Genomic DNA, 23,414 nt, shown 5'->3' with positions numbered 1-23,414 from the left:
AATCATCCTTTTTCATTATGAATAGAGGAGATGACGCGGGCCGGAACGCCGACCGCCGTCACATGATCGGGAATACTGCTGATGACGGCAGCCCCCGCGCCGATCACGGACCAAGGGCCGATGTCCATCTGCGGTATGACGGACGCCCCGATTCCGACGTGCGCTCCTTCCCCGACTTTCACTCCGCCGGCAAGCGCCGCGCGCGGTGAAAGATGGACGTAATCTCCGATTGCATTGTCATGATCGGCAACCGCACCCGTATTGATGATGCAATGGGCGCCGATGTCAGCGCCCGTCTGAATGACGGCGCCCGCCATCACAACCGTTCCGTGTCCGACGGAGGCCGTTTCACTGACGATTGCCCTTGGGTGAATGAGTGCGGCATAATCGTCTTGTTCAATCCCAAGCCTTTCAGCAAGCTGCTTTCTGACACCGTTATGTCCGATGCATAACGTGAACACGGCTTCGGGGACGAGTTGCAGAAGCATGTGCACGTCTTTCGTCCGGCCCGTATATAAACCGTTCCGAACGGCAAAACCGCTGAATCCGTCGTCCAATACGCCCGCAAGCTCCATATCGGAACGGGCCTGCACGATTTCCTTCACCACTTTTCCGTGTCCGCCGTTTCCGATCAGCACGATCTTTTTCACGATGACATATCTCCGCTGCCTGTGAAGCGCTTTGCCGTCACTTGGCCGTCTTGGTGTATGCCTTCTGACACGAGAACTTTTTTCACCGTTAAAAGCAGAATCTTTAAGTCGAGAAGGAATGAGCGGTTGTCGACATACCACACGTCAAGCTTGAATTTCTCTTCCCAGGAAATCGCGTTTCTCCCGTTAATCTGCGCCCAGCCCGTAATTCCCGGTTTCACCTCGTGCCGCCGCGCCTGCTCCGCCGTGTAAAGCGGCAGATAATCCATCAGCAAAGGGCGGGGGCCGACCAGACTGATATCGCCTTTGATCACATTAAAAAGCTGGGGAAGCTCGTCGATGCTTAGTTTTCTGATCAGCTTCCCCGTTTTGGTCAGACGGAGATGATCCGGAAGCAGCACACCGTTTTCATCACGCGCATCCGTCATCGTCCTGAGTTTATACAACGTAAACGGACGCCCGTTATGCCCCGGTCTCGTCTGTTTGAATAATACGGGAGACCCGATGGCGCATCTGACGGCTGCCATGGCGAAGAAAAGAATGACACTTGCGCCGCACAATAACAACATCGCGGCTGCTATATCAAATACACGTTTCGCCTTCAAATCTGAACAGCTCCTTTCACTTTTCGGCATTTCTGTAAAGCAAGCCGCCTTTCTTCTTTCGTACAAATGAAGAAAAAAGCGAATGCGGCATAGCTCATGCATACGGCAAGTCCCGCGGCGATCAGACCGGCCCAGCTGTCAAGCGGTGAAAACAGCCGGATACCCCGGCAGACAGCCCAGGCAAATGCGGCCGCCGCCAACGGACCGAACATGCCTTTGTAAAACGCGGTTTTCTGAAAGCCGGTAATATGCGAAACATACAGCGGCGTGAAGACGGCGTTTTTCAACATGAGGGAGACAGCCCCGGCAATGGTGATGCCGTACAGGCCGAGATGAGCCGGTCCGCTGAGAACCACGGCCAATATGACATTCAGTCCGCCTAAGCATAAAGTAACGACGGCGGGCGTTTTTTGTTTATTAAAAGCCGTCCATACGTAAAAAAGCGGCATGACAGAGAGACTGACCGCCAAGTACCCGGCGTGAATGTATAAAAGCGGCGCCGTCTGTACAAATGACGGGCCCAGCCAAATCGCCAGAAACGGTTCCGCAAGCCCTCCCAATAATGCCGCGGGAAGCGCGAGCAGAAGCCCGTTCAGCCGCACGGCCTTATTGGCGTAAGACAGGAGGCCTTCCATATCGCCTTTTGAATAGCAGGAAGTCAAAACCGGCGCAAACAGCGAAGCAAGCGTCCCGGCAAGACTTCTGAGCAGGAGCGGAAATTGAATAATCGCGGCATAGACACCCGCTTCAGACGGCCCCAGCACGAGGTTGGCCGTCATGAGGTCAATCTGCAGAAACAGCAGCACGCCGATCTGGTTGACAGAGCTCCAGGCACCGGCCGAAAACAGCACTTTGCTCGTCTGTAATGACAAGGTTTTACGGCTGAAAGAAAACCACGGAATCAATTTCTTAAAAAAGAAAAACGTCAGCACCGCAGCACAGACGGCTCCCGCTAAAGCCGAAAGCTGGATCTGCCAGATCTTCGGCGGCAGGCACGTAAACAGAGCGAGCACACACAGCACCCTGACCAGCATTTGCACGGCCTGAATAGAACTTGTGATATAAAGCTTGTTGGCAAAAAACGGCCCCGTCGCGAATCCCGCCGTCAAAAACGTCAGCATAAACAGCACACTGCCGATGACGATAGAGAGCCTCACATCCGTAACCAGCCCGGCCGGCACATTCATGATCTTGTCAATATAAAAAGCCGTCCCAGCGAGCGGCACAGCGAGCAAAAGCGATATCACGGCAGACGCGGCTAAATAATTGCTTACATACGCATTGGCCTCATCCCTGTTGCCCCTGTGGGCGGCGACGGTGAAAAACCTCACAACGACAGAGCTCAGCGCAACGGTAATAATTGAGAAATAGTTAATGATATTCTGTGTCAGATGGACAAATCCAAAAGCCTCCACACCTAATGTTTTCACAATAAAGGGCGTCATCCACACTGATAAAAACACCGATAGTAAAAACGCCGTCACATTAGCGCCGAAATTAATGGCAAATTTCATGCTCCTTCCGCACTGCCTTTCTCTTTCGTTTTCCGTTCGAAAAACGCATGCAGAAGAAGCGGAAGGCGCATTTTGCACAGACCGAGCACCACACGCTCCCCCGCCAGCAGCTGTTTATGCCGGCACGGCGTGCTGCGCACCGCCGTTTTTACCATGTCATACGTCAAAATTCTGCCGATGTGCGCCGTAATCTGATGTGACGGCTTCGGGGCGGCGCATGCGTTGGCGATCAGCATCGGGATCTGATGCTTGCACAAATACGTATCGATATCGTCCCGGCAGGCGTCCGTCAGCCCGTTCGCCTCATAAAAAGCCATTTTCGCTTCATATTGCTTCTGAAGTTCGTCATCTAAGTGAGGCTTAAACGGTGTTTCTGTAAGGCTTTGCGGGTTTTCCCGGTACACGTACAGCCCTTCATCTATCACTTTGACACGCGAGGCTTGCCGGAACGCTGCCAAGTTAAACGGAGAATCTTCGGCAAACCGGATATCTTCATGGAACAACAGCCCTTGCAGCGCTTCTCTCCGGTATATATAGCGCCACACATACCAAATAAACCGATGTTCGTGTGCGCGGGTCAGCAATGCAGTCATCTCAGCCGCCGTGAAGACGCGGCCCGGCGGAAGGGACGGCGGCATATACGTTCTTTCTTTAGACGGTGTTTCTTTGTAATAACCGCAGCCGGCGATATCAAGCCGGTTCTTCTCCGCTTCTTCATAAAGCCGCTCGAACATCGTTTCCGCCACATAGTCATCGCCGTCCGCAAAGCCGATATAACGGCCGCGGGCGGCTTTTATTCCGGCATTGCGGGCCGAGCTGAGGCCGCCGTTTTCTTTATGAATCACCCGGATTCTCGTATCTTCTGCGGCGAATTGTTCGGCAATCCGGCCGGACTGATCCGGTGAGCCGTCATTGACGAAAATGATTTCGATGTCTCTCAGCGTCTGTTTTGTTAAAGATACCGCGCATTCTTCAATAAAAGGCTCTGTCTTATACATCGGGACGATCACGCTCACAAGCGGCGCGTTCATTGGGCATCACCGCTGATTTTCGAGCGCAGACCGGCAAAATAAACACTGCGCAAAGAATCGCCTGCCTCATGCTTGCCGCTCAGCAGCCCGTTTACAGCGGCCGTCACGGCTTCAGGCTCCGGACGTTCAAGCAATGTCATATTCGGTATATGTTTCAGCCATTGAAAGCCTTCCATCACTTTATGATCAAACGAACGAATGACGACACAAGGCGTTTTCGTCAGCGCGCAAAAAATCATCCCGTGAAGCCTGTCAGTGACAACCGCCTCCGCGCCTTTCAGCGTATTCCACAGCGCCTCCAGCTCCCCTTCGCGTGTATGGCGGCTGACCCTTCGGCCGACCGTCGTGGTAAAAGTATGCAGCTCTCCGTACTCTTTTTTCAAAGCTTCTTTTACCATCGTTCTTTCCTCAGCTGTCAGTGCACTCTCCTTATCCTCCCGTAAACAAAGGTAGATCCCTTCCCGCGGGATGCGCCGCTCGCTTTTATCCAAATATAAGACCATATCAGGCTGTTTGAGCACAGTTTTTCCGGGAAAATGCCGCTTCATCCATTGATACGTCGTCTCATCTCTCGCCATTAACAGAAGATCGGGATGCGCATTGTACACTTTTTGGGCGCGTTTCAGTTCCTTCCGCCCCTTTTTTGAATCAGAAAAGTGAGCCGTCGCCGGAAGCTGAACGATCCGATACTGCCGGAATGTTTTTATAATAAAACGGCGCGTCCATTCCTCATACCGGTACAAATCCCCCATGTTCCCGCCGCCGATGATGAATACCATATCATCGGGATGGCGCTTTTTGATCAGCGCTTTTGCGGACCTGTAAATATCCTTCATATCGACCTCAATCAGGTCAAAATCGGGATATTCCCGTTCAAGAAACGTTTTGCTTGCGTAGGCGATGGCATGATCACCGAGATTATCGTGGGACGGAAGCAGCGTCAGAATGATCTTTTTTCTTGCCGCTGTATGCTCCGCCCTGTCCGCTGACGTTCCGAAATGAAATTGGGACGGGTATTTGACCTTTAGCAAAAGCCATTCCGCGAGATTGATTTTTAAAGATTGTATCGACATGTCTTCACCCTCTGATTTTCATTTTGTACTCGATTGCCCGCTGATACGCGGCTGATGCCAGCGATACGAACGGAATCAGCTTCAGCCTCGCCAAAAGCAGAAGGCATGAGCGTTTGGCGTCAAACGGCGCCGTTCCGGTTTTGGAAAGACTCAGCCGAAACACGGGGTCAGCGCATATCCGGCTGATATTCTTCCACTTCTCAGAAAACCGGCCGCCGTTATTCCGCTTCCATTCATTCAGCAGGCAGACTGTTCCGTGCTGAACGATAAAATAATCCAGCTCCTGCCGGTATTCCTGTAAGCAGCCGTTTTCACGCAAAAAAGCCTCGTTCAGCCGATAGAGAACGAGACCTGAGTCAAACAGCTTTTTCTGATAGCTTTGCACAATGGAAGTCAAGTGAATCCGATAATGATAGAGCGGCTGATCCACGTACGAGACCGCATCGGCGAAAACATGCGCCCGGAGGCTGAAGTACTGATCCTCCACGTGCTCAAGCTCATCCCGAAGCGGAAAGCGCAGCCGATGCTGTTCGATCATGGCCCTTTTGTACAGCTTGTTCCATGAGAATCCGCTGACTCTTCCTTCAAATAAATCTTTCAGGTACAGTTGTTTCGGGCGCCCCGCGTACACTGAAGCGATTGTTGAAACGGCGGTTTTCCCCGTATCCGCAAACTCGGCCGCATATTCGCAAATCACGAGATCAGCCTGATCAGCCTTCGCTTTTTCATACATGCGCAGGCAATAATCAGGTTCAACCCAGTCGTCCGCATCAATAAAAGCGATAAATTCGCCGCGCGCCGCCGCGATCCCCTTGTTGCGGACCGCGCCGAGTCCCCGGTTTTGCTGATGAATGACCCGGATTCTCTCATCCCGCTTCTGATAGGTTTCAAGAATGTCCGGGCTTTGATCTGTTGACCCGTCATTGACGGCGATGATTTCGATATTGGCGAGCGACTGATTGAGCAATGAATCTAAGCATCTTTCTAAATAAGATTCCGTATTATACACAGCAATTAATAAACTGACCGCGGGTGTTTCCATATAAACCTCCAGTATCCATTACCGGGAAAAAATCGTTCTGTACGGAAGCACAGACGAATCGACCGGCATAAGCAAATAGCTGTAAAGAAAATAACAGACAATAATGGCGATATAGATCAGCGCATTCGATTTTTCATCAAAAATCCTCACAAAATAAGGGATCAGGATCATTTGGTAAAGGCCGAAATATATATTAAACCGGGCAAAAATAACATCCTTTGTCGCCAGCAGACCGAAAAGCAGACCCAGCAGACAGAAATTCACGATGACATCAATGTCAGGCCAGAGCTTCCGCAGCCGCTCCCGATAGCAAAAAGCCAAGAACAGCGGCAGAAGCAGCACCGCGATTTTTACGACGTTCATCCCGTTCGTGTTGGTCATCAGCCATTTCTCATAATGACCGTACGAACTGTTTTCCAGCACGACGACAAACAGCGAAATGAACTTCTGATACAGAAACGTCATGAGAAGAAACAAGGCCGACAGCCCGAAAATCGCGGGCGACCAGGCTCTTCTTCTGACAATGAAATAAACCGGAATCATGATTAAGGCCGAGGAATGAAAGAGCGAACACAACAGCACGATGGACATATAACGCTTCCAGCTTCCATTTATCACATAGCGGACGGCCCAAAACAAAACAGCCGCCACCATATACTGCCTGATTCCGTTAAAGGAAGCGTAATAATGATACGTGCCCAAAAACAAAAATACACTCAGTTCAAATGGACGTCCGAACTCAACGAGCCCCTTTAAAATAAAGCTGCACGTCACGACCGCCACGGTGAAATACATAATTTGCGGATCTTTCGTGATAAAATTCATGAGCCAGATAAGAGCGGTAAATCCCGGATCAACGGCTGCTTTTTTCGCTCCGAACCCGAAGATCTCCCATATGCTCCCGTAATTTCCCGCCAGTTTGTACATCAGCGCGTACGTCTGAAAATCCGTCCCGACTCTGTAACGCAAACCGGAAACCAATACAAGCGATAGCAGCGGAACGAGCATGACGAGCTGATTCGGCCGGTATCCGGTTGAAAGCGATTGATCACGCCCGCCGCACATTTTTGCGAACCATGACCAAATATAAACAATTCCCATATTGACTACATATACAATCATTCGTTACTGTTCCTTTTCACAGTTCATATTGTAAAGCTTCATCACAGCCCCCGCATTCTCTCCCGCGTCATATCCCAGCCGTCCGAGGGTTTCTTTAATGCGCGCCCTGCCAGGCTTTGGCGCCTCAGCTGCCCGCAAAATCGCGGATGCCCATTGTTCAAGCGGTTCTTTGAGGCTGAGCCTTTTGACCAGCCCGAGCCCGGCATCGGCTTCTTCTGTAATGCCGTCTGATATGACGCACGGCACCCCGGAGGCCTGCGCTTCAACGAGCGTGACGGGCAGCCCCTCATAAAGAGACGGCATGACAAATACATCCAGCGTTTTCAGCAGATCATGAACGCGATCTTCCACACCGATAAAACGCACAGCACCATCAAGCCCCAGCTTCTCCGCCAGCTTTTCCATATCGGTGCGAAGCGGACCGTCTCCGGCGAGGATCAGCTGTAAACCGATACCCCGCTCTTTCATATCAGCGGCCAGCCGGAGCAGAAATTCGTGGTTTTTCTCCTCTGTAAAGCGGCCGATATGACCGATCACCAATCGGCCGGCGGCAATGCCCCGCTTCCTTTTTTCAGATTCTATGTCCGCGCGTCCGCCGGCAAATAAGTCAAGATCAATGCCGTTCGGCAAAAGCCGCACGTCTTTTTGTTTTCCGAATAAGAAACGGCCCGCCTCTTCTCCGCAGGCGCACAGCGCGGTGGCATTTGCCGTAATCAGCCGCCTGAACACAAACATCTGCACCTTGCCAAGCCCGGACGACCGCCCCCGCCACGATGTACTGTGCGAATGACAGATCCGCACGGGGACGCCTGCTAAACGAGCGGCCAATGCGATAAATCCCGACTGAAAATCGGTATGAGCATGCACGGCGGCAAACGGTCCTTTTTCCTGAATCACCCGTTTGACCTGTTTCACAAAAGTAATCGGGTTTGTGCTGCCGATGCTCGGCACATAAAAAAGCCGTCCGCCGAGAGCAAGAATTTCCTCATCATAAGCGCACGGATCGTTCCTATGGGTTAAAAAGTCAAACTGCACCTTCGTTCTGTCCATCTTCCGGTACAAATTCATCATCATCGTTTCTGCGCCGCCTCTATTCATCCCGCTGAAGATGTGCAGCACCCGCGCCGGCTTGTCAGTCATGTTCGGCAAGCCCTTCTTTTTGGCGGACGTCCCTGTTTTTATGATAACGGTTCATGACCGCGGGCGGCGTTATGGCGCGGATGAGCGGTTTTGCGATATACACGTAATGGGAAAGCGGCAGCTTCAGCCGTCTGCACGCCTGAAAAACGAGGACCGCATTATCAATGGAATACGTAAACGATCTCCTTTTGAACGCATCACTGTCCTCTCTGACTTTATACAGCGTTTCCTGAAGGTTGTACCCTCGGAAACCCGCTTCAAAAAAGCGCAGCCACAAATCGATATCCTCCATCCGCCGCGTCCGCCTGACTGACCGGTAGCCGCCGAGCGCTTTGTACGCTTCGGCCCGCATCATAATGGTGCCGTGGCAGAACGGTGTGCCTTTCGCCATAATTCCCGGTTTCGGCACGGGCGGCAAAAGCCGGGCGCCCCTTACGCCGAATTCGTCAAATACGAGCATCCCCGTGCCGACGACTTGATAGTGGGCGTGCTTGTTTAAGAAAGCGGCCTGTTTTTCCAGTCTTCTCGGGTTGGAGATGTCATCACCGTCCTGTCTGGCGATATAATCCCCCGTTGCGTATGTCAGACAGCGGTTCAGCGAAGCGGCAAGCCGCTTGTTTGTCTTATTTTGAATCAGCGTGATCCGGTCGCTGTAATGATCCGCGTAACGGCGCGCAATCTGATACGTTCCGTCAGTTGACGCGTCATCACACATAATCAGTTCCCAATTCTTATAAGATTGGCTCAGGATGGATTCAATACTCTCCGCTAAAGTCTGTTCGCAATTATAAATCCCCATGATAACGGAAATTTTCGGTTGTGCTCCTGCATTCATACGCTTTTCTCCTTTTTATCCATATAACCGGCGTAAATATGCGCCATTTCCTTTACCGTGCGTGTTTCTGAAAAACTTTCCGCCGTCCTGCGCCCTTTTTGCCCCATTGCTTTTCGCAGGCCGGGGGAGCGGTACAGCTTTTCAATCCGATCGGCAAACGCCGCGCTGTCTCCGGCCGGCACGAGAAAACCATTCACACCGTCTTCAATGATCTCGCGGTGCCCCCTGTTGTCCGCGGCAACGACGGGCTTTTCGGCAGCCATCCCTTCAAGCAGATTCATACCGAGCCCTTCGCGGAGACTTGAGGCGACAGACAGATCGGCAAGCTGAATCAGCTCATGAATGTCGCGGCAAAAACCGTAAAATCGCACAATGTCGGATACCCCGAGTGATTCAGCCTTTTTTCTGTACGGCTCTTCCATCGCGCCTTCTCCGGCAAATACGAGTTTCAGCTCCGGGATGCTGCGCTTCAGCAAGGCCGCAGACTCAATGAGGATACCCTGATTTTTGTTGCCGTTTAATTCGGCGGGATATACGAGGATAAATTCCCCGACGCTGAAGCCGTGTTTTTCTCTCAGCCGTTCACTTTCTCCCGGGCTCACAGGGCGGAACCTGTCTGTATTAACACCAATGCCGTGTATTTTTTTCGCGTCGCAATCCGTTTTTTTCATTTGCTTGGCCCGTTCGAAATCTTCTTCATTAATGGTAATGAGACAATCCGTATAAGAAGAGAGAAATTTTTCGATCGGGTAATAAAGAAGCCAGTTTTTCAGAGGCGCTCCGTCGCAGAAGTGAAAGCCGTGCGCGGTGTACAGCACCTTTGTCCCTTTTTGGCGCGCTTGTCTCGCAGCAAGGCGGGTGAGTACGCCGCCGACCGGCGTATGACAGTGAATCATGTCATAGCCGTTGTCTTGAATGAGCTGCTTCAGCCGCCTGTAAACAGAAAGATTTTCGGGATGAAACGGGGAGCGCCGGATCGGAATGGAAAACTTTTTATCAACGAACGGAAGGTTCATATGACCGCCTGCCGCGACGTGCACCTCCCAGCCCATATCCTGAAACCATTGAAAATACGGAAGGTGAAAGGCTTTAAAATGATAATCGACAGTGGCGCAAAATAATACTTTTTTCGTCATCTTTCTGTCCTCCCATCACACGCCTGCGGCCGCTTCTTCATGTACTGATTCAATCGCCTCAAACAGCCGTTTTCTCAGCTCATCTTCAGGCAGACGGCTGAATTCCTCCATAAAACGGATGAGCACGCCCCAATCCCCGTCGATCGCTTTCCCGATATGGATTTTCGGAAAAATCTGTTCCGTATGTACTTCATTATGATTCAGCAGTTCTTCATACATCTTTTCTCCCGGGCGGATGCCGGAGAATTCAATGGGAATCTGTTCTGTCGTATAGCCTGATAAATGAATCAGGTTTTTTGCCAAGTCGACGATTTTGACGGGCTCTCCCATGTCCAGAACGAAAATCTGCCGCCCTTTTGCAAGCGCCCCCGCCTGAATGACGAGTCTTGACGCTTCGGGAATCGTCATAAAATATCTTGTCATCGCCGGATGCGTGACGGTGACGGGTCCGCCTTTTTCAATCTGCTTTTTAAAAATCGGAATGACGCTGCCGCGGCTTCCGAGCACATTTCCGAAACGGACGGCGGCGAATTTGGTGCGGCTGACCTTTCCGAGGTTCATGATGACCATTTCCGCAAACCGCTTCGTCGCGCCCATGACATTGGCCGGATTGACCGCTTTGTCAGAAGAAATCAGCACGAATGTTTCCGTTCCGCACATATCGGCGGCTTCGGCGACATTTTTCGTGCCGATAATATTGTTTTTGACGGCTTCTTCCGGATTATGTTCCATTAACGGCACATGTTTATGAGCGGCCGCATGATAGACGACGTGCGGCTCGTATTTCTTCATCAACGTAAAGATTTTATCTCTGTCCTGAATATCGGCAATCTCCGCGTGAAAAAGCACCTCTTTGCCGAAGCGTGCGGACAGTTCGTTATGCACCGAATAAATGCTGTTCTCCCCGTGGCCGAGAAGGACGATTTCATGCGGAAGAAACGCGCTGATCTGGCGGCAGATTTCAGAACCGATAGAGCCGCCGGCGCCCGTGACCAGAATCGTTTTCCCCTTTATGCTGTCAGAAATTTTGCTCGTATCAAGGGTGACCGGCTTTCTGCCGAGGAGATCTTCGGCTTTTACATCCCTGATGTGTCCGGCAGCCTGCGTTCCGAGCAGGATCTCATCAAATTGCGGCATGATTTTAATATGGGCGCCCGTCTGCACACATTCTTTGTACAGCGTCTGGAGCTCATGGGGGCAAAGAGACGGAATGGCGATGATGATATGATGAATTCTCAGCCTCTGCACCGCCGGCATAATGCTTTCTTTTCCGCCGATGACGGGCAGGCCCATAATTTTGAGCTTGTGCTTCGTCTGATCATCATCAATAAAAGCCACCGGCATGATGCCGAGATCATTTTTCTGGGTAAGCTGACGGGCGAGCAGCGTTCCCCCTGCGCCCGCGCCGATGATCAGCGCCCGGGAAGAGTCATTTTGCTTCCTGCCGATCGTTTCTTTCAGCACGCGCGAAATCATCCGGCTTCCTCCGATAAACAATAGCTGAATCATCCAGCTGACGGCTAAAAGCCGGAACAAAATCGTGTGGAACACCCCGTATTGGACGGCGGCTGTCACGGCTGCGGACAGAGTGATCCCCTTCAGCAGATCAAGCAGCTCACCTATTCCCGTATACGTCCATACCTGCTTATACTGATGAAACATAAAAGCGCATACATGGTGGCTGATCAGCATGCTCACGGCGGTCAGCAATAACGCTCCGGAGTCATAAAAGTGATAAGAATCCTCAAAAAATTGATATCCTATAACAACGGAAAGTAAAACGAGATACGTATCCAATGCAAAAATCATTGAAAGTCTTCTCCGGTAAGTCAATCTTTCCCCTCCTCATTTATCGGTTTAGCTGATACGGTTTTCGTAAAAAAACTGGCATAACAGCTAAGCCGATAACAATGCATCATCTTAAGATAAATTGGGCATTTAACCCGTCCTCACACCCCGCCACCGACGACCAGCATCTAAGGCAGCAGAAACCGCTGCCCACAGCAGAGCCGAGTGCCTCCGTTGATAAAGGTAAGGAGACATCACCTGCACCGCTCAATACGAGTAGTGCTCTGTTTTTTTGATCTTCTTTTTATTCAGCAGCGCGCCCAGAAGCTTCGCCTTTGACTGCTGGAGCGCGTCTTTCGCCTTTTGGACGGTATCCATTTTCGTTTTTCCGCTCAAGACGACGAGAACGCTTCCATCCGTCTGGTTCGCTAAAATCTGTCCGTCAGCCACCGCTAAAAGCGGAGGTGAGTCGAAAATAACAAGACTGTACCGGCTGTACATCTCCTGAATCAGCTCTCCCATCGCCTTTGAGGACAAAAGCTCTGCCGGATTCGGCGGCGTCGGCCCGCTCGTTAGGACATAGAGGTTGTCAATCAGCGTTTTTTGCACCGTTTCATCGAGGGAAGCGTTTCCGACTAACACATTCGTAAGGCCTTGTACATTTTCAAGCTGATAAGTCTCGTGTATCGTCGGTTTTCGTAAATCCGCATCGACGAGCAGCACCTTTTTCTCCTGCTGCGCAAATACCGCGGCAAGATTGGCGGCGCTGAATGATTTTCCTTCTCCCGGAACGGAAGAAGTGACGAGAATGGAGCGCAGATGGGTCTGGACAGAGGAAAACTCAATATTTGTCCGAATGGTGCGGTATTGTTCAGCCACCAATGATTTGTGATGTAAAACAGATATTTGAGCCAATCCCCGTCTTGACTTCTTTTTTCTGAATCCCAAACGCCTCACTCCCCGAAATGTTTTTCATCAGACCGTGTCTGCTGATTTTTGATATCATACACAACCCCTAAAACGGGCAAGTCCGTTTTTTCGCTGAGCTGCCGCTCGCTCTTAACGGTTTCATCAAGAAAGTGGAGAAAAAACGCAAGCGTCACACCGGCCATAAGAGCCGCACCGAATGCCATCATGATATTCCGGATGCGCGAAGGCTTGACCATCGGGCTTTCCGATGCTTTCGCCTCTGACAAAACGACGACGCCTTTTATATTCATCCTGTCACGGACTTCTTTTTTAAATGTCTTCATCAGCGTGTTCGCTATAGCGGCGGCCTTTTTCGGATTCTCATCCTGCACCGCTGCGGTGATGATTTCTGAATCGGTTTCGCTGCTTGTCGTGATCTTCGCTTTTAAAGCGGATGCCGTCTCAGAAAGATGCAGCGTCTGTTTCACTTTCTCAAGCACAACCGGGCTTTTCATTATCGTTTGAAACGTGGTGCTGTAATGAAGATTCAGCTGAACGTCGCTGAGATTCGAATTTTTTTCACCGCTTGTTTCATGAATGAGCACTTGTGTCGACGCCTGATAAACGGGCGAAATCACCCGGAATTGGATGTATCCTGTTATCAGCGTCACCGCTGCTGTCATGATAAAAATCAGTAAAAATCTGTGCTTAATAATGTCAAATAATTCTTTAAAACTCATATTCTCATTCATGTAATATACAGCCTCATCCTTATTGCATCAGGCTTAAACGCCCCCTTCTGTTAATGATTGGATTATAAAAGAAAAGCTCGAAATTTGAAAATTTCAAATTAAGCCATTTGGTTCTTTTTAGAGAACATTATCGTGATTTTCCTCTTATTTACTGCACTTACCTTTCAATTTTAAATTTTATAAAGAACGGAAAATTTCTTATAATGAACGGAAAAATGTCAGTATGCAGGGGAGAATTCAGCACAATGATTGGAAGAATAATACGTTTATACCGCAGAAGAAAAGGCTACTCTATTAATCAGCTAGCAGTCGAAGCGGGAGTCTCTAAATCTTATTTAAGCAAGATAGAACGGGGGGTTCACTCAAATCCGTCCATCCAATTTCTTAAAAAAGTGTCCGCCACCCTTCAAGTCGATCTGACGGAGCTTTTTGATGCCGAAACGATGCTGCATCATATGGGAGGCACGGAAGATGAGTGGCGCATTCATCTCGTGCAGGCTGTGCAGTCAGGCATGCCGAAAGAAGAACTGTTCACCTTTACGAACAAACTGACTGAAAAACGGCCGGAGCCCGCACCCTACCGCAACAGAAAACTGACTGAATCTAACATTGAGGAATGGAAAGCGCTGATGCAGGAAGCAAAAGAACTCGGCTTGTCCGTTCAGGAAGTCAGGTCATTTTTAGAACGAAAGCGTTACTGATCATATGCAGGTGAAAGGGATTTCATTCGCTTCATGTCTTCATCTCTGTATATAATGAAAAGAAAAAAGGGGATGAAGTCATGACTGTACTTACCGTTCAAACCCGCTGCGGCGCATTAAAAGGAACTGCCGGCCGCGGTGTCCGCACATGGAAGGGCATCCCTTACGCCAAGCCGCCCGTCGAAGAGCTGAGATTTAAAGCGCCGGAGCCGCCCGCACCTTGGGACGGCGTAAAACATGCCGACGCGTTCGGACCGGTTTGTCCGCAGCCGGCTGATTTGCTGTCCATGTCGTTTTCCGGAGATGTTCCGCCTCAATCTGAAGATTGCCTTTACCTGAATGTGTTCGCCCCAGAATCAGAGGGTGTGAAACGGCCTGTCATGGTATGGATTCACGGCGGCGCATTTTTTTTAGGCGCCGGAAGCGAACCGATTTACGACGGCTCTGCTCTTGCCGCTGAAGGAGATGTCATTGTGGTGACACTTAATTACAGGCTCGGGCCGTTCGGTTTTTTACATTTGTCTTCTATTCATGACGCATATCCCGGCAATATCGGCCTGCTCGATCAGATCGCCGCGCTGCGCTGGGTGAAGGACAATATTTCCGCTTTTGGAGGGGACCCTGATAACGTCACGGTATTTGGTGAATCGGCAGGCGGCATGAGCATCGCCTCCCTTATGGCAATGCCTGGCGCAAAAGGCCTGTTTCATAAAGCCATTTTAGAAAGCGGGGCCTCTCAGACGATGACTGCTGATATGGCAAAAGACATTGCCGAGACTTTTATCAGCGAGGCCGGTATTCAGACAGATGACATGAGCAAACTGCATACCCTCCCGACAGATGACATTCTCACAGCTGCCGGAAAAGTGAACAGTATAAAGGGACAGAATATTTTTCATCTTTTTTATCAGCCGGCCATAGATCCGGCCACATTGCCGAAGGAACCTGAAAAAGCGATTCACGGCGGTGCGGCAGAAGGCATACCGATACTTATCGGCACCAATCGGGATGAAGGATATTTATTTTTCACCCCTGATTCACCTGTTCATTCCGAGCGGGAGCACGCCGATTATTTGCGCCATCACCTTGGAGAAGAGGGCTATTTGCAAGCGGCATCCTTATATCCTCATTCCTTAACGGGACAAATTGATATGATGACGGATCTGATATTCTGGCGGCCGGCTGTCGCTTTCGCACAAGGACAGTCGCGATTCGCACCGGTCTGGATGTACCGCTTTGACTGGCACGGCGAAACATCGCCGTTTCATAAAGCGGTTCACGCTCTGGAATTGCCGTTTGTGTTCGGAAACTTTGATTCTTTGAAAAAGACGCTGCAGAAACCGCCCGGTGAAGATGTAAAAGAGCTCTCCAGACTGATGCAATCCGCATGGCTGGCCTTTGCAAAAAAAGGAAACCCGGACACCGATCAGCTCCAGTGGCCTCAGTATGAAACAGGCTCGCGTGAGACGCTCATTTTCAACACAGCCGTCTCGACGGAAAGTGATCCCGATTCTGCCAAACGCCGCATCCTGTTTCAAGCATAAAAAAACCCCAAGGGATCAGGTTCCCTTGGGGTTTCGTTTTCATCCCAGTTCAGACCTCAGTCATTCGACTTCGCAGAATACCATTTTCCATATTAACCCTTATATGTTATATTCCTTTATAACTGATCTTCTCACCATTCATAAAGGAGTTTTTATATGGAGAAATCTAGTATTATCGGCACAGCTGCCGTTATCATCGGGGCGCTGATGATCTTAGTTTCAGTTGTCTTCCTGCGCGACACTGATTTCTATGCCGTGAGATGGATAGGGGCTGTCATCATGGCTGCAGGATTTTCATACGGGCCGGCCCACACAATTTCAAAACATAAAAACAAACATGAAAAAGAAACCCGGTAACCTTACTGGGTTTCTTTCTTTTATTTCATTTATCTCACTTCATAATGCAATTCCGCAAATTGTTTATAGCGCCGGACATCCGTCAGCTTCAGCCCGGTCTCCCGGTCTCCGGGTTTGAATAACGGAATTCCCCGGCCGAGCAGAACAGGGGCGACCTGAATGATAAACTCATCGACAAGTTTTTCCTCCAAAACCGGGTGCAACAAATCACTCCCGCCGACAATCCAAATCCGCTTGCCTTCTTGGCGTTTCAACGCTTGTATAAAACCGGCAGGCTCTTCATGAATAAACCGCACATCTTCAGTACGCCCGGTCAATGTCCGCGAAAACACATAGCACTCTTTTCCCTTATACAGAAACTCCTCGGGAAATAACGTCATCATTTCATCATATGTTTTTCTACCCATCATGATCGTATCGACAGATTCATAGAAAGATGCATAATCGGTGTCTTCTTCACCTTCAGTCCCGATTAACCAATCCAAAGAATGATTTTCCCGCGCAAGATAGCCATCTGCGCTGACAGCACCGTAAAAAACGAGCTTTCTTTGACCGCCCATGAAAAATCCCTCCCCCTTTTTTACAAGTTCATACAAACCAATTATACCGTAAGCTCATGATGAAAAGGAGTATAAAGGAGATTTTAAGATCATTAAAGCCTATCACAGATTTTTCGTTTCTTTTTGCTTTTCAGATGCTGTTAAGATACCGTCTATCCATCTTCCAGTAATCGGCATAAAGAAATGAAGGATGAGCCCTCCTAAACAAACGGTGAATAACGTCCCGATGCCGACCGGACCTTTTAAGATCAATGCCAATATGAAAAACACGAAGTAAATGACCGTTCTTGAAAAAAAGATGCTTCTTCCTGTTAATTCGCGGATAATCAACGTTAACCGATCAACCGGGATTGGTGCGAAATTTGTGTGCAGATAAGCCGCGGTTCCAATCCCGATCACAACCAAACCGATGGCAAAACAACCCGCTTTTTCGTACCATGGTTCAGGCACTATGAAACGATGCAGGAAAAACAGCCACATATCAATCCCGATTCCCGTTATAAACGCCGTAATCATCCCTGAAAATTCCGGTCTTTGTCTTTTTAACATTGAATTGCAGCATATTAACAGGAAAGCTATGATGATTTCCCAGCTTCCCACAGTCAGCCCGGCATGTACAGACAGCCCCACGATTAGCGCATCGAAAGGCGACGTTCCAAGATCAGATTGAATCGTGACAGAAATACCAAAAGTCAATATAATGATTCCCAAAACATAAAAACCATATTTCATTTTACCGGCCTCATTTTCATATTTTATGTTGCAAATACAATAAAATCACGTTATGTTTAATATACGGTATTTTTATTGCAATTACAATATTTCATAAATAAGAAAGGAGCTGTATGAACATGAGCATCAAATTAAAAAAATGCAGCCTCGACGATATAACAGCACTCCGTGAGATAAGCATTGAAACATTCAATGATACATTTACAGATCAAAATTCACTTGAAAATATGAAGGCTTATTTGGAAAATGCATTCCGCTCCGAACAGCTGAAAACGGAATTAGCCAATCGGTCTTCACAATTCTATTTTGTCTATTATGATGATGATCTTGCGGGATATGTAAAAATCAACATGGATGAAGCTCAATCAGAAAAAATGGGTGATGATTTTCTGGAAATTGAGAGAATTTATATAAGAAAAAACCACCAGAAACACGGGCTTGGCAAATATCTGCTGAATGAAGCTGTGAAAATCGCTGCCGAACACAACAAAAAGAAAATCTGGCTTGGCGTATGGGAAAAAAACGAAAACGCAATCGCCTTTTATAAAAAAATGGGGTTTATCCAAACGGGAGAACACTCTTTTTATATGGGGGATGACGAACAAGTCGACTTTATTATGACAAAGACCCTGTCGTAAAAACCGCAGGATTTCCTGATTTCATATACAAAAAACCCGGCAGCTGAGCCGGGTTTTTTCTATTATTTTAATTTTCCTGCGCGAATATCATCTGTCATTCCTTCGTACGGCGCTTCTGAAATCAATGATTCGTTATTGATTCCCGCATTGTTGAGATACGTAATATCCGCAAACTCGGGAACGACATATTTAGGATACGTCTCATATTTCTCACGTGACTCTTTCATCACATCAATGTAATCATTTTGATAGCATACCGTGATTTCCGGATGCTCATGCACCCATTTCGGGAAGAAAATAATCCCGTGCATCCGTTTTTCATTCGGCATAAAGTTTAATGAAACGTCTGTGCCTGTCGGTTCAGTCCATGACACTTTATATACGCCTTCTGTCAGCTTTACGATATTCACTTCTTGGTCGCGCACCCAGCGTCCGCCTACCATACCGCTATGAATCCGATAGTCGATCGTATGATCATTTTTAATATAAATTTCATACTCCCAGCCGTTTTCATACGTGTAAATCATATGGCTTCCGATAAAGTTTTCCATGTCGACTCACTCTCCATATCATTATTGAACTTCATAAATATCCAACCGAATGTCATCCGGCAATCTGACCGCAGCCCCGATAAACAGCCGGTCCTGCAGAAACTGATATGCCTCACTGCTTGTTTCAAACATAGGCACAGTGCGAAAATAAACATGCTCGGGATCTATGATGCCGTTCACTGACTCATAAATGACTTTTTTAAAGAAGGTTCGTTCAAGAACGTATCACCTCCCGAGATATTATGTTTATTTAAACATGTAACTATTTACACGTTTAATTGTAACGCTGTTAAAATGGACTGTCAAATAATGAGCTGCCTCTGATAAAGTTTACCCGAAAAAAGAGGTGTTCAACAAAAAGACAAGGGCGGCACATGCCGAACCCTTGTCTTTTTCGTTTAGTGTATGCTCATACAAGACGAGCGTCTTTATTAATAATCGCAATCTTTATCTCTACATTCTTTCTTTCTCACAGCATCTATAGTGTGTCCCATAATCTTGTCATTTGCCTTATCATAAATACCGTCAAATTTATTTGATGTATCATCGTTGTAATAGCCAAATACCTCTATCCCGCCCATTGGATCTGTTTCATATTTATCTTTAAATGTAACGTTATGTATTCCTTCATAATTCGCTTTGATAAATTTCTCCATTCGTTTCTGAGCAATCTTTATCTCTTCAGCCTGAACATTTTTATCATTCATACTCTTCATTATAAAACCTCCGGCTGCTATAAAGATAACCATGAAGATAATCATGTATGTTTTCACAGAATCATCCTCCCATGAGTTATGATGGAGCTCTCGGACTAGAAAAAATGGCCGGTGACATCCGGGGCATTTAGGCGTCTTAAGATTTTTCTTCAGTGTCCACAGAGGAGCTCCCTATTTTGTCACCTACAGGATCATATAAGCCATCAAATTCTTTACTTTTATCGCCGTTTAGATACCCCTCAACTGTGATTCCGCCAGTTGGATCAATAAAATAATCATCATAAGAAATTTTCTCTATTCCCTTATACTCGCGGTGCAAGTATTCGGTCATTTTACTTTGGGCTTTTTCAAAAAGAGCCTTTTCTTCCTTTTTCACATCATATTGATGCTTCATAATCAATCCTCCAACAGCTATAATTAACATTAATACAATAATAAGGTTCTTTTTCAAAAAAAATCATCCCTTTCCCTACCCTATTTTACATGACAAGAAAGGTGCTATATATCTTGAGCAAGAAAATCAGGACTTCAAGCCTGACAAATGAAACATATTACAGGATGAGTCAACGTGCTTATAATTATGACTATCTTAAAAGGAAATTAGAGAACAATGAGTACATACGACTGCTGGAATATTGTTTTCGGAAAAATTCAGAATTCATCGCGATTGTTGCTGACAAGTTAAGATTGGAACTTAAAGCGAGTAAAATGCTGATCTGACGTTTTTCCTATCGTTGAGTTGTCATGATATTTGTACGCGGTTACCGTTAATCGACAAATGAGACGGTAGAGTCGATTGATCTCAGGAATAGGTTTGAACCGTATGAGAAACATATCACGAATTTTGTAAGATAATTAAACAAAATAAATACCCACTCATCCTGAGGTGGGTATTTTACCTTTCTTCGGCATTGACCACTGAAATCCCTATCTCCTTGTTCGTTGGATCATATATACCGGAAAATTCTTTTTCTTTATTATTATTTATGTAGCCTGAAACTTCAACTCCGCCTGTCGGATTGATATTGTAGTCTTTTGAAAAATGAACTTCCTGTACATTTTTATAGTCTTTTTTCAAGTAATTCTTCATGTGCTCTTGCGCCTCAATCACAAGTTTTTCTTCGTTTTTATGTTTATCATATTGATGCTTCACGAAAAAACCTCCCACTGCTATAATTATAACAATTAGGATAATAATGTATTTTCTCATGCGTATCATCCTTTCGGAACTATTTTACAATATAAGAAACGTGATGTATATTTCACAAAAGGAAAAGAAATAACCGTCTCTAATGTCACAGATAAAGTATATTATCGTTTGAGTCCCCAGCATCTTACAATTATAAAATGTTAGCCTCATATTGGTATGTTGAGGAAGTGAAGCAGGATTCTGATAACGGATCTTGATGACTTTATATTCTCAAAAGGCATCAAGACAAAAAGCGGAAAATGGGTGAAATCAAAAAATCACGAAAACGGGGTCGTCGCCTTTGCGGGAACCGATATCGGAAAAGACCCGATCAATGACGGCGTAAAAGCGGACGGCGGGAATATTGTTTTCGGAAATGATCCCCAAAAAGAAGTGTATTACAAGGAGAAGAATGGCTACTCTTTAAGGAAAGGGATTTATCCGTTAGAGTTTTTGGGCCAGCCAATAATACAAAAATAAAGACGCCAGTTAGGCGTCTTAAGATTTTTCCTCAGTGTCCACAGAAGAGCTCCCTATTTTGTCATCTGGAGGATCATATAAACCGGCAAATTCGTTTGGAATTACACTATTCAAAAATCACTAAACTGTATTTTCGCCAGCTAAAGATCAATAAAATAATCATAAAGAATTCTTCTCAAATCCAGCGTCTTTTTTAGTATTCACATTCTTTTTCCTGACATTCGGGTTTCTCTTCCGCATCGACTGACGAAACTCCTATTTCATCATTCGTTTTGTCATAAAGTCCAAAAAATTCTTTTTCCTTATTACCATTCAAGTACCCCTTCACGGAAATACCACCCATAGGATTTATTTTATAATCGTTAATGTATGTAATTTGCTTTATATTTTTGTAATTAGCTTTTATATAGCTTTCCATTTTATTTTTCGCTTGGATAAAAAGTTCTTGTTCTGCTTCTTTTTTATCATGTTGGTACTTCATGTAAATACCTCCTAATGCTATAATTATTACAAAGATTAGGATAATTATGTATTTCTTCATAAACTCATCCTTTCTTAGATTAATCTTACATCAACTCCGGGGTGTTGTACATGTCTAAAAACATCAATGTAACAAATATCAGTGACCAAGAATACTTTTATATAAGCCAAATATCTTATGATTATGAAACTCTTAAAAATCACTTAGAAACACAAAAGCCATTAAAATTTAAATCTCCCACCAGATGGTACGTCGATCAAATAAAATCGGACAACGATACCGGACTTGACGCGGTTGTTCTGTCACAAGCTGAAAAGAAAAACGGAAAATGGGTAAAATCAAAAAATCCAGAAAACGTGGTCGTCGCCTTTGCCGGAACCGATATCGGAAAAGACCCGATCAATGACGGCGCAAAAGCGGACGGCGGGAATATTGTTTTCGGAAATGATCCGCAAAAAGAAGTGTATTATATTGTAAAAAAAGACGCGGAGGATACCTCGAAAACACTCGGAAAATACAATGGAACGCCCTCTCAAGACGCCATGCTCACAACCGGAAAGTATAAGCTGATAACGAAAACATCACAAATCGATCAAGCCGATCAGCTGGTACGCAGCGTAAAGAAAAAGTATGCCGGAACGTCAACGATTATTTCAACAACCGGCCATTCACTCGGCGGCGCTGAGGCCGAATACAGCGCGGTGAATAATGATATTTATGCCGTTGCGTTTAACAGTCCTTCCGTCGTGAAACTGCACGATGAAGAAACACAGAAAGACATCAACAGCGGCATATACGATCCTTACATCCGGTCAATTATCAATCCGGACGACATGGTCGGGGCGGGTTATTGGAACGAATATGACCGCCATAACGGGACAACGATTTATACGAAAAACCCCTCACTCTCACAGTTCAGCCGAAAGCAGCGGCTTGATGGGAACTTAAACGAGCAGATCAGCAAGAATCTCGCTTATTTCTTTACTACCGTCATTCTGAGAAATCCGGATACACACGGCTTAAACGAAGCGAATTTCATATTTGACCGAAACGGAAACATCACAAATCCGAACGGAGATGAGTTAGTCTTCGATAAAAATCTCGGCGCTCTTCTGCCGGCCGGTGCGATCGGAAGCGGAGACGCGATAAAAGTTACGCCGAAAAACGCAAAGAAGCTGGCTGAAAAGGTGCAGGCCATGACTGAGGATTTGCGGACGATGAAAAAAGAAGCGCAGAACGCCTATCAGGAGCACGATGAAAAAATCGCCGAGCTGAAAACAGAATTTTACGGCCAAGTCGGACACGGCTTGTTTGATCAGCTTCAAGCACAGGACGTGACCAATACAATTGAAGATATTGCGCAATCCTACGACAAAGGCCCGATTTTTTACGACACTCAGGCTGAGCAGGCGTTTATTGATTCCTTGCAGGCGGCGATCACGGACCTTGAAGAAATCGGCGGATTCTTACATAAAATAGCGGACAAATTTCAGGAAAAAGACCAGATGCTCGCAAACTGGTTAAGATGATAGAGGTGGATACATAATGCCGACATTAGACGAACTTTTAGAACACAAGGACGACCCGATGAAGAAAAGGCTGCAGCGGCAAATGCTGAAAACCGTCATGACGCAGGCAGCGGGAACAAAACTGGAAACAGTGCGCCAAACGCTGAAACCGACATTCGAAATGGACACATTGAAAGATGAATTATATGAAGTTTACTCAGCTTTATTGAACAGCTTCGAAGGCAAGGCGCAAAAAGCTCTCGCACAGCGGATCAGTGAAAGTGCGCGGCTGATTGCCGGCACCGAAAATAACAGGGACACATTCATTAACAGTTTCAAAACAAGGTAAAATAAAAAACC

Annotated in this window: 26 protein-coding genes and 2 pseudogenes; 7 read left to right on the top strand and 21 right to left on the bottom strand. The window is 47.0% G+C overall.

Annotated features, from left to right (window positions below):
• Nucleotides 1–2: 2 nt before the first annotated feature.
• The 13 genes from AUL54_RS13850 to AUL54_RS13790 form a co-directional block, all read right to left on the bottom strand.
• A complete protein-coding gene (locus AUL54_RS13850; RefSeq protein WP_060964218.1) occupies nucleotides 3–650 on the bottom strand; it encodes an acetyltransferase in 648 nt (215 codons plus the stop codon).
• Nucleotides 647–1,255, bottom strand: a complete 609-nt coding sequence (locus AUL54_RS13845; protein WP_060964217.1) for a sugar transferase — start codon at nucleotides 1,253–1,255, stop codon at nucleotides 647–649. The genes AUL54_RS13850 and AUL54_RS13845 overlap by 4 nt, the downstream gene beginning before the upstream one ends.
• Complete coding sequence (locus tag AUL54_RS13840; RefSeq protein WP_060964216.1) at nucleotides 1,252–2,769, bottom strand: MATE family efflux transporter; 1,518 nt, start codon at nucleotides 2,767–2,769, stop codon at nucleotides 1,252–1,254. Before AUL54_RS13840 ends, AUL54_RS13845 begins: the two co-directional genes overlap by 4 nt.
• Nucleotides 2,766–3,800, bottom strand: coding sequence for a glycosyltransferase (locus AUL54_RS13835; protein WP_060964215.1), 1,035 nt, complete (start codon nucleotides 3,798–3,800; stop codon nucleotides 2,766–2,768). Before AUL54_RS13835 ends, AUL54_RS13840 begins: the two co-directional genes overlap by 4 nt.
• The gene (locus AUL54_RS13830; protein WP_060964214.1) at nucleotides 3,797–4,873 is read right to left on the bottom strand and encodes a polysaccharide pyruvyl transferase family protein; all 1,077 of its coding nucleotides are present in this window, start codon (nucleotides 4,871–4,873) and stop codon (nucleotides 3,797–3,799) included. The genes AUL54_RS13835 and AUL54_RS13830 overlap by 4 nt, the downstream gene beginning before the upstream one ends.
• A 4-nt stretch (nucleotides 4,874–4,877) precedes the next feature.
• Entirely contained in the window at nucleotides 4,878–5,915 is a 1,038-nt protein-coding gene (locus AUL54_RS13825) for a glycosyltransferase family 2 protein (RefSeq protein WP_060964213.1), read from the bottom strand.
• A gap of 18 nt (nucleotides 5,916–5,933) precedes the next feature.
• Nucleotides 5,934–7,037, bottom strand: a complete 1,104-nt coding sequence (locus tag AUL54_RS13820) for a biofilm exopolysaccharide biosynthesis protein EpsG (protein WP_047477235.1) — start codon at nucleotides 7,035–7,037, stop codon at nucleotides 5,934–5,936.
• Between the two features lie 3 nt (nucleotides 7,038–7,040).
• Nucleotides 7,041–8,177: a glycosyltransferase family 1 protein gene (locus tag AUL54_RS13815; RefSeq protein ID WP_060964212.1), complete on the bottom strand. Its 1,137-nt coding sequence runs from the start codon at nucleotides 8,175–8,177 to the stop codon at nucleotides 7,041–7,043.
• On the bottom strand, nucleotides 8,170–9,012 hold the full coding sequence (locus AUL54_RS13810; RefSeq protein ID WP_060964211.1) for a glycosyltransferase EpsE: 843 nt from the start codon (nucleotides 9,010–9,012) through the stop codon (nucleotides 8,170–8,172). Before AUL54_RS13810 ends, AUL54_RS13815 begins: the two co-directional genes overlap by 8 nt.
• Entirely contained in the window at nucleotides 9,009–10,148 is a 1,140-nt protein-coding gene (locus tag AUL54_RS13805) for a glycosyltransferase family 4 protein (RefSeq protein ID WP_060964210.1), read from the bottom strand. The genes AUL54_RS13810 and AUL54_RS13805 overlap by 4 nt, the downstream gene beginning before the upstream one ends.
• A gap of 15 nt (nucleotides 10,149–10,163) precedes the next feature.
• Complete coding sequence (locus tag AUL54_RS13800; RefSeq protein WP_016937855.1) at nucleotides 10,164–11,981, bottom strand: polysaccharide biosynthesis protein; 1,818 nt, start codon at nucleotides 11,979–11,981, stop codon at nucleotides 10,164–10,166.
• A 222-nt stretch (nucleotides 11,982–12,203) separates the two neighbouring features.
• Nucleotides 12,204–12,884 (bottom strand): protein tyrosine kinase EpsB, encoded by a 681-nt coding sequence (locus AUL54_RS13795; RefSeq protein WP_060964209.1) that lies wholly within the window; start codon nucleotides 12,882–12,884, stop codon nucleotides 12,204–12,206.
• 5 nt (nucleotides 12,885–12,889) lie between these two features.
• On the bottom strand, nucleotides 12,890–13,597 hold the full coding sequence (locus tag AUL54_RS13790) for a YveK family protein (RefSeq protein ID WP_060964208.1): 708 nt from the start codon (nucleotides 13,595–13,597) through the stop codon (nucleotides 12,890–12,892).
• A 245-nt stretch (nucleotides 13,598–13,842) separates the two neighbouring features.
• Between AUL54_RS13790 and slrR the strand changes: the two genes are divergently transcribed.
• The 3 genes from slrR (at nucleotide 13,843) to AUL54_RS13775 (ending at nucleotide 16,199) form a co-directional block, all read left to right on the top strand.
• Nucleotides 13,843–14,298 (top strand): HTH-type transcriptional regulator SlrR, encoded by a 456-nt coding sequence (gene slrR, locus AUL54_RS13785; RefSeq protein ID WP_003151541.1) that lies wholly within the window; start codon nucleotides 13,843–13,845, stop codon nucleotides 14,296–14,298.
• Between the two features lie 80 nt (nucleotides 14,299–14,378).
• Nucleotides 14,379–15,842: a carboxylesterase/lipase family protein gene (locus AUL54_RS13780; protein ID WP_060964207.1), complete on the top strand. Its 1,464-nt coding sequence runs from the start codon at nucleotides 14,379–14,381 to the stop codon at nucleotides 15,840–15,842.
• 156 nt (nucleotides 15,843–15,998) lie between these two features.
• A complete protein-coding gene (locus tag AUL54_RS13775) occupies nucleotides 15,999–16,199 on the top strand; it encodes a hypothetical protein (protein ID WP_049627452.1) in 201 nt (66 codons plus the stop codon).
• 29 nt (nucleotides 16,200–16,228) lie between these two features.
• Here the strand turns inward: AUL54_RS13775 and AUL54_RS13770 are convergent, their stop codons facing one another.
• Nucleotides 16,229–16,759, bottom strand: a complete 531-nt coding sequence (locus AUL54_RS13770) for a dihydrofolate reductase family protein (RefSeq protein WP_060964206.1) — start codon at nucleotides 16,757–16,759, stop codon at nucleotides 16,229–16,231.
• A gap of 102 nt (nucleotides 16,760–16,861) precedes the next feature.
• A complete protein-coding gene (locus AUL54_RS13765) occupies nucleotides 16,862–17,491 on the bottom strand; it encodes a YczE/YyaS/YitT family protein (protein ID WP_060964205.1) in 630 nt (209 codons plus the stop codon).
• Nucleotides 17,492–17,610: 119 nt separating this feature from the next.
• On the opposite strand from AUL54_RS13765, the gene AUL54_RS13760 reads away from it, so the two are divergent.
• Nucleotides 17,611–18,129: a spermidine/spermine N(1)-acetyltransferase gene (locus tag AUL54_RS13760; protein WP_060964204.1), complete on the top strand. Its 519-nt coding sequence runs from the start codon at nucleotides 17,611–17,613 to the stop codon at nucleotides 18,127–18,129.
• Nucleotides 18,130–18,191: 62 nt separating this feature from the next.
• Here AUL54_RS13760 and AUL54_RS13755 read toward each other — a convergent pair whose 3' ends face one another.
• The 5 genes and pseudogenes from AUL54_RS13755 to AUL54_RS13735 all read right to left on the bottom strand — a co-directional run bounded on the left by AUL54_RS13755 (nucleotide 18,192) and on the right by AUL54_RS13735 (nucleotide 20,606).
• On the bottom strand, nucleotides 18,192–18,680 hold the full coding sequence (locus AUL54_RS13755; protein ID WP_045925902.1) for a phenolic acid decarboxylase: 489 nt from the start codon (nucleotides 18,678–18,680) through the stop codon (nucleotides 18,192–18,194).
• Nucleotides 18,681–18,701: 21 nt separating this feature from the next.
• Nucleotides 18,702–18,851 (bottom strand): annotated as a pseudogene (locus AUL54_RS20770) (DUF3237 family protein); the annotation flags it as partial.
• A gap of 260 nt (nucleotides 18,852–19,111) precedes the next feature.
• Nucleotides 19,112–19,396, bottom strand: a complete 285-nt coding sequence (locus AUL54_RS13750) for a DUF1433 domain-containing protein (RefSeq protein WP_060965103.1) — start codon at nucleotides 19,394–19,396, stop codon at nucleotides 19,112–19,114.
• Nucleotides 19,397–19,532: 136 nt separating this feature from the next.
• Nucleotides 19,533–19,847: a DUF1433 domain-containing protein gene (locus AUL54_RS13745; protein WP_060964203.1), complete on the bottom strand. Its 315-nt coding sequence runs from the start codon at nucleotides 19,845–19,847 to the stop codon at nucleotides 19,533–19,535.
• A 444-nt stretch (nucleotides 19,848–20,291) separates the two neighbouring features.
• Nucleotides 20,292–20,606 (bottom strand): DUF1433 domain-containing protein, encoded by a 315-nt coding sequence (locus tag AUL54_RS13735; protein WP_167388664.1) that lies wholly within the window; start codon nucleotides 20,604–20,606, stop codon nucleotides 20,292–20,294.
• 21 nt (nucleotides 20,607–20,627) lie between these two features.
• Here AUL54_RS13735 and AUL54_RS21230 point away from each other — a divergent pair.
• Nucleotides 20,628–20,987: pseudogene (locus tag AUL54_RS21230) on the top strand (hypothetical protein); the annotation flags it as partial.
• A 271-nt stretch (nucleotides 20,988–21,258) separates the two neighbouring features.
• Here AUL54_RS21230 and AUL54_RS13725 read toward each other — a convergent pair.
• Nucleotides 21,259–21,546 (bottom strand): DUF1433 domain-containing protein, encoded by a 288-nt coding sequence (locus tag AUL54_RS13725; RefSeq protein WP_029973541.1) that lies wholly within the window; start codon nucleotides 21,544–21,546, stop codon nucleotides 21,259–21,261.
• 110 nt (nucleotides 21,547–21,656) lie between these two features.
• Here AUL54_RS13725 and AUL54_RS13720 point away from each other — a divergent pair, with 110 nt between their 5' ends.
• The gene (locus AUL54_RS13720; RefSeq protein WP_060964199.1) at nucleotides 21,657–23,075 is read left to right on the top strand and encodes a lipase; all 1,419 of its coding nucleotides are present in this window, start codon (nucleotides 21,657–21,659) and stop codon (nucleotides 23,073–23,075) included.
• 16 nt (nucleotides 23,076–23,091) lie between these two features.
• Nucleotides 23,092–23,403 (top strand): hypothetical protein, encoded by a 312-nt coding sequence (locus tag AUL54_RS13715; protein WP_045925896.1) that lies wholly within the window; start codon nucleotides 23,092–23,094, stop codon nucleotides 23,401–23,403.
• Nucleotides 23,404–23,414: the final 11 nt, after the last annotated feature.

Source organism: Bacillus sp. SDLI1 (genome assembly GCF_001553895.1).
Lineage (GTDB): Bacteria > Bacillota > Bacilli > Bacillales > Bacillaceae > Bacillus > Bacillus siamensis.
The sequence above is the reverse complement of the archived record's forward strand: the minus strand, read 5'-3'. Positions and strand labels throughout refer to the sequence as shown.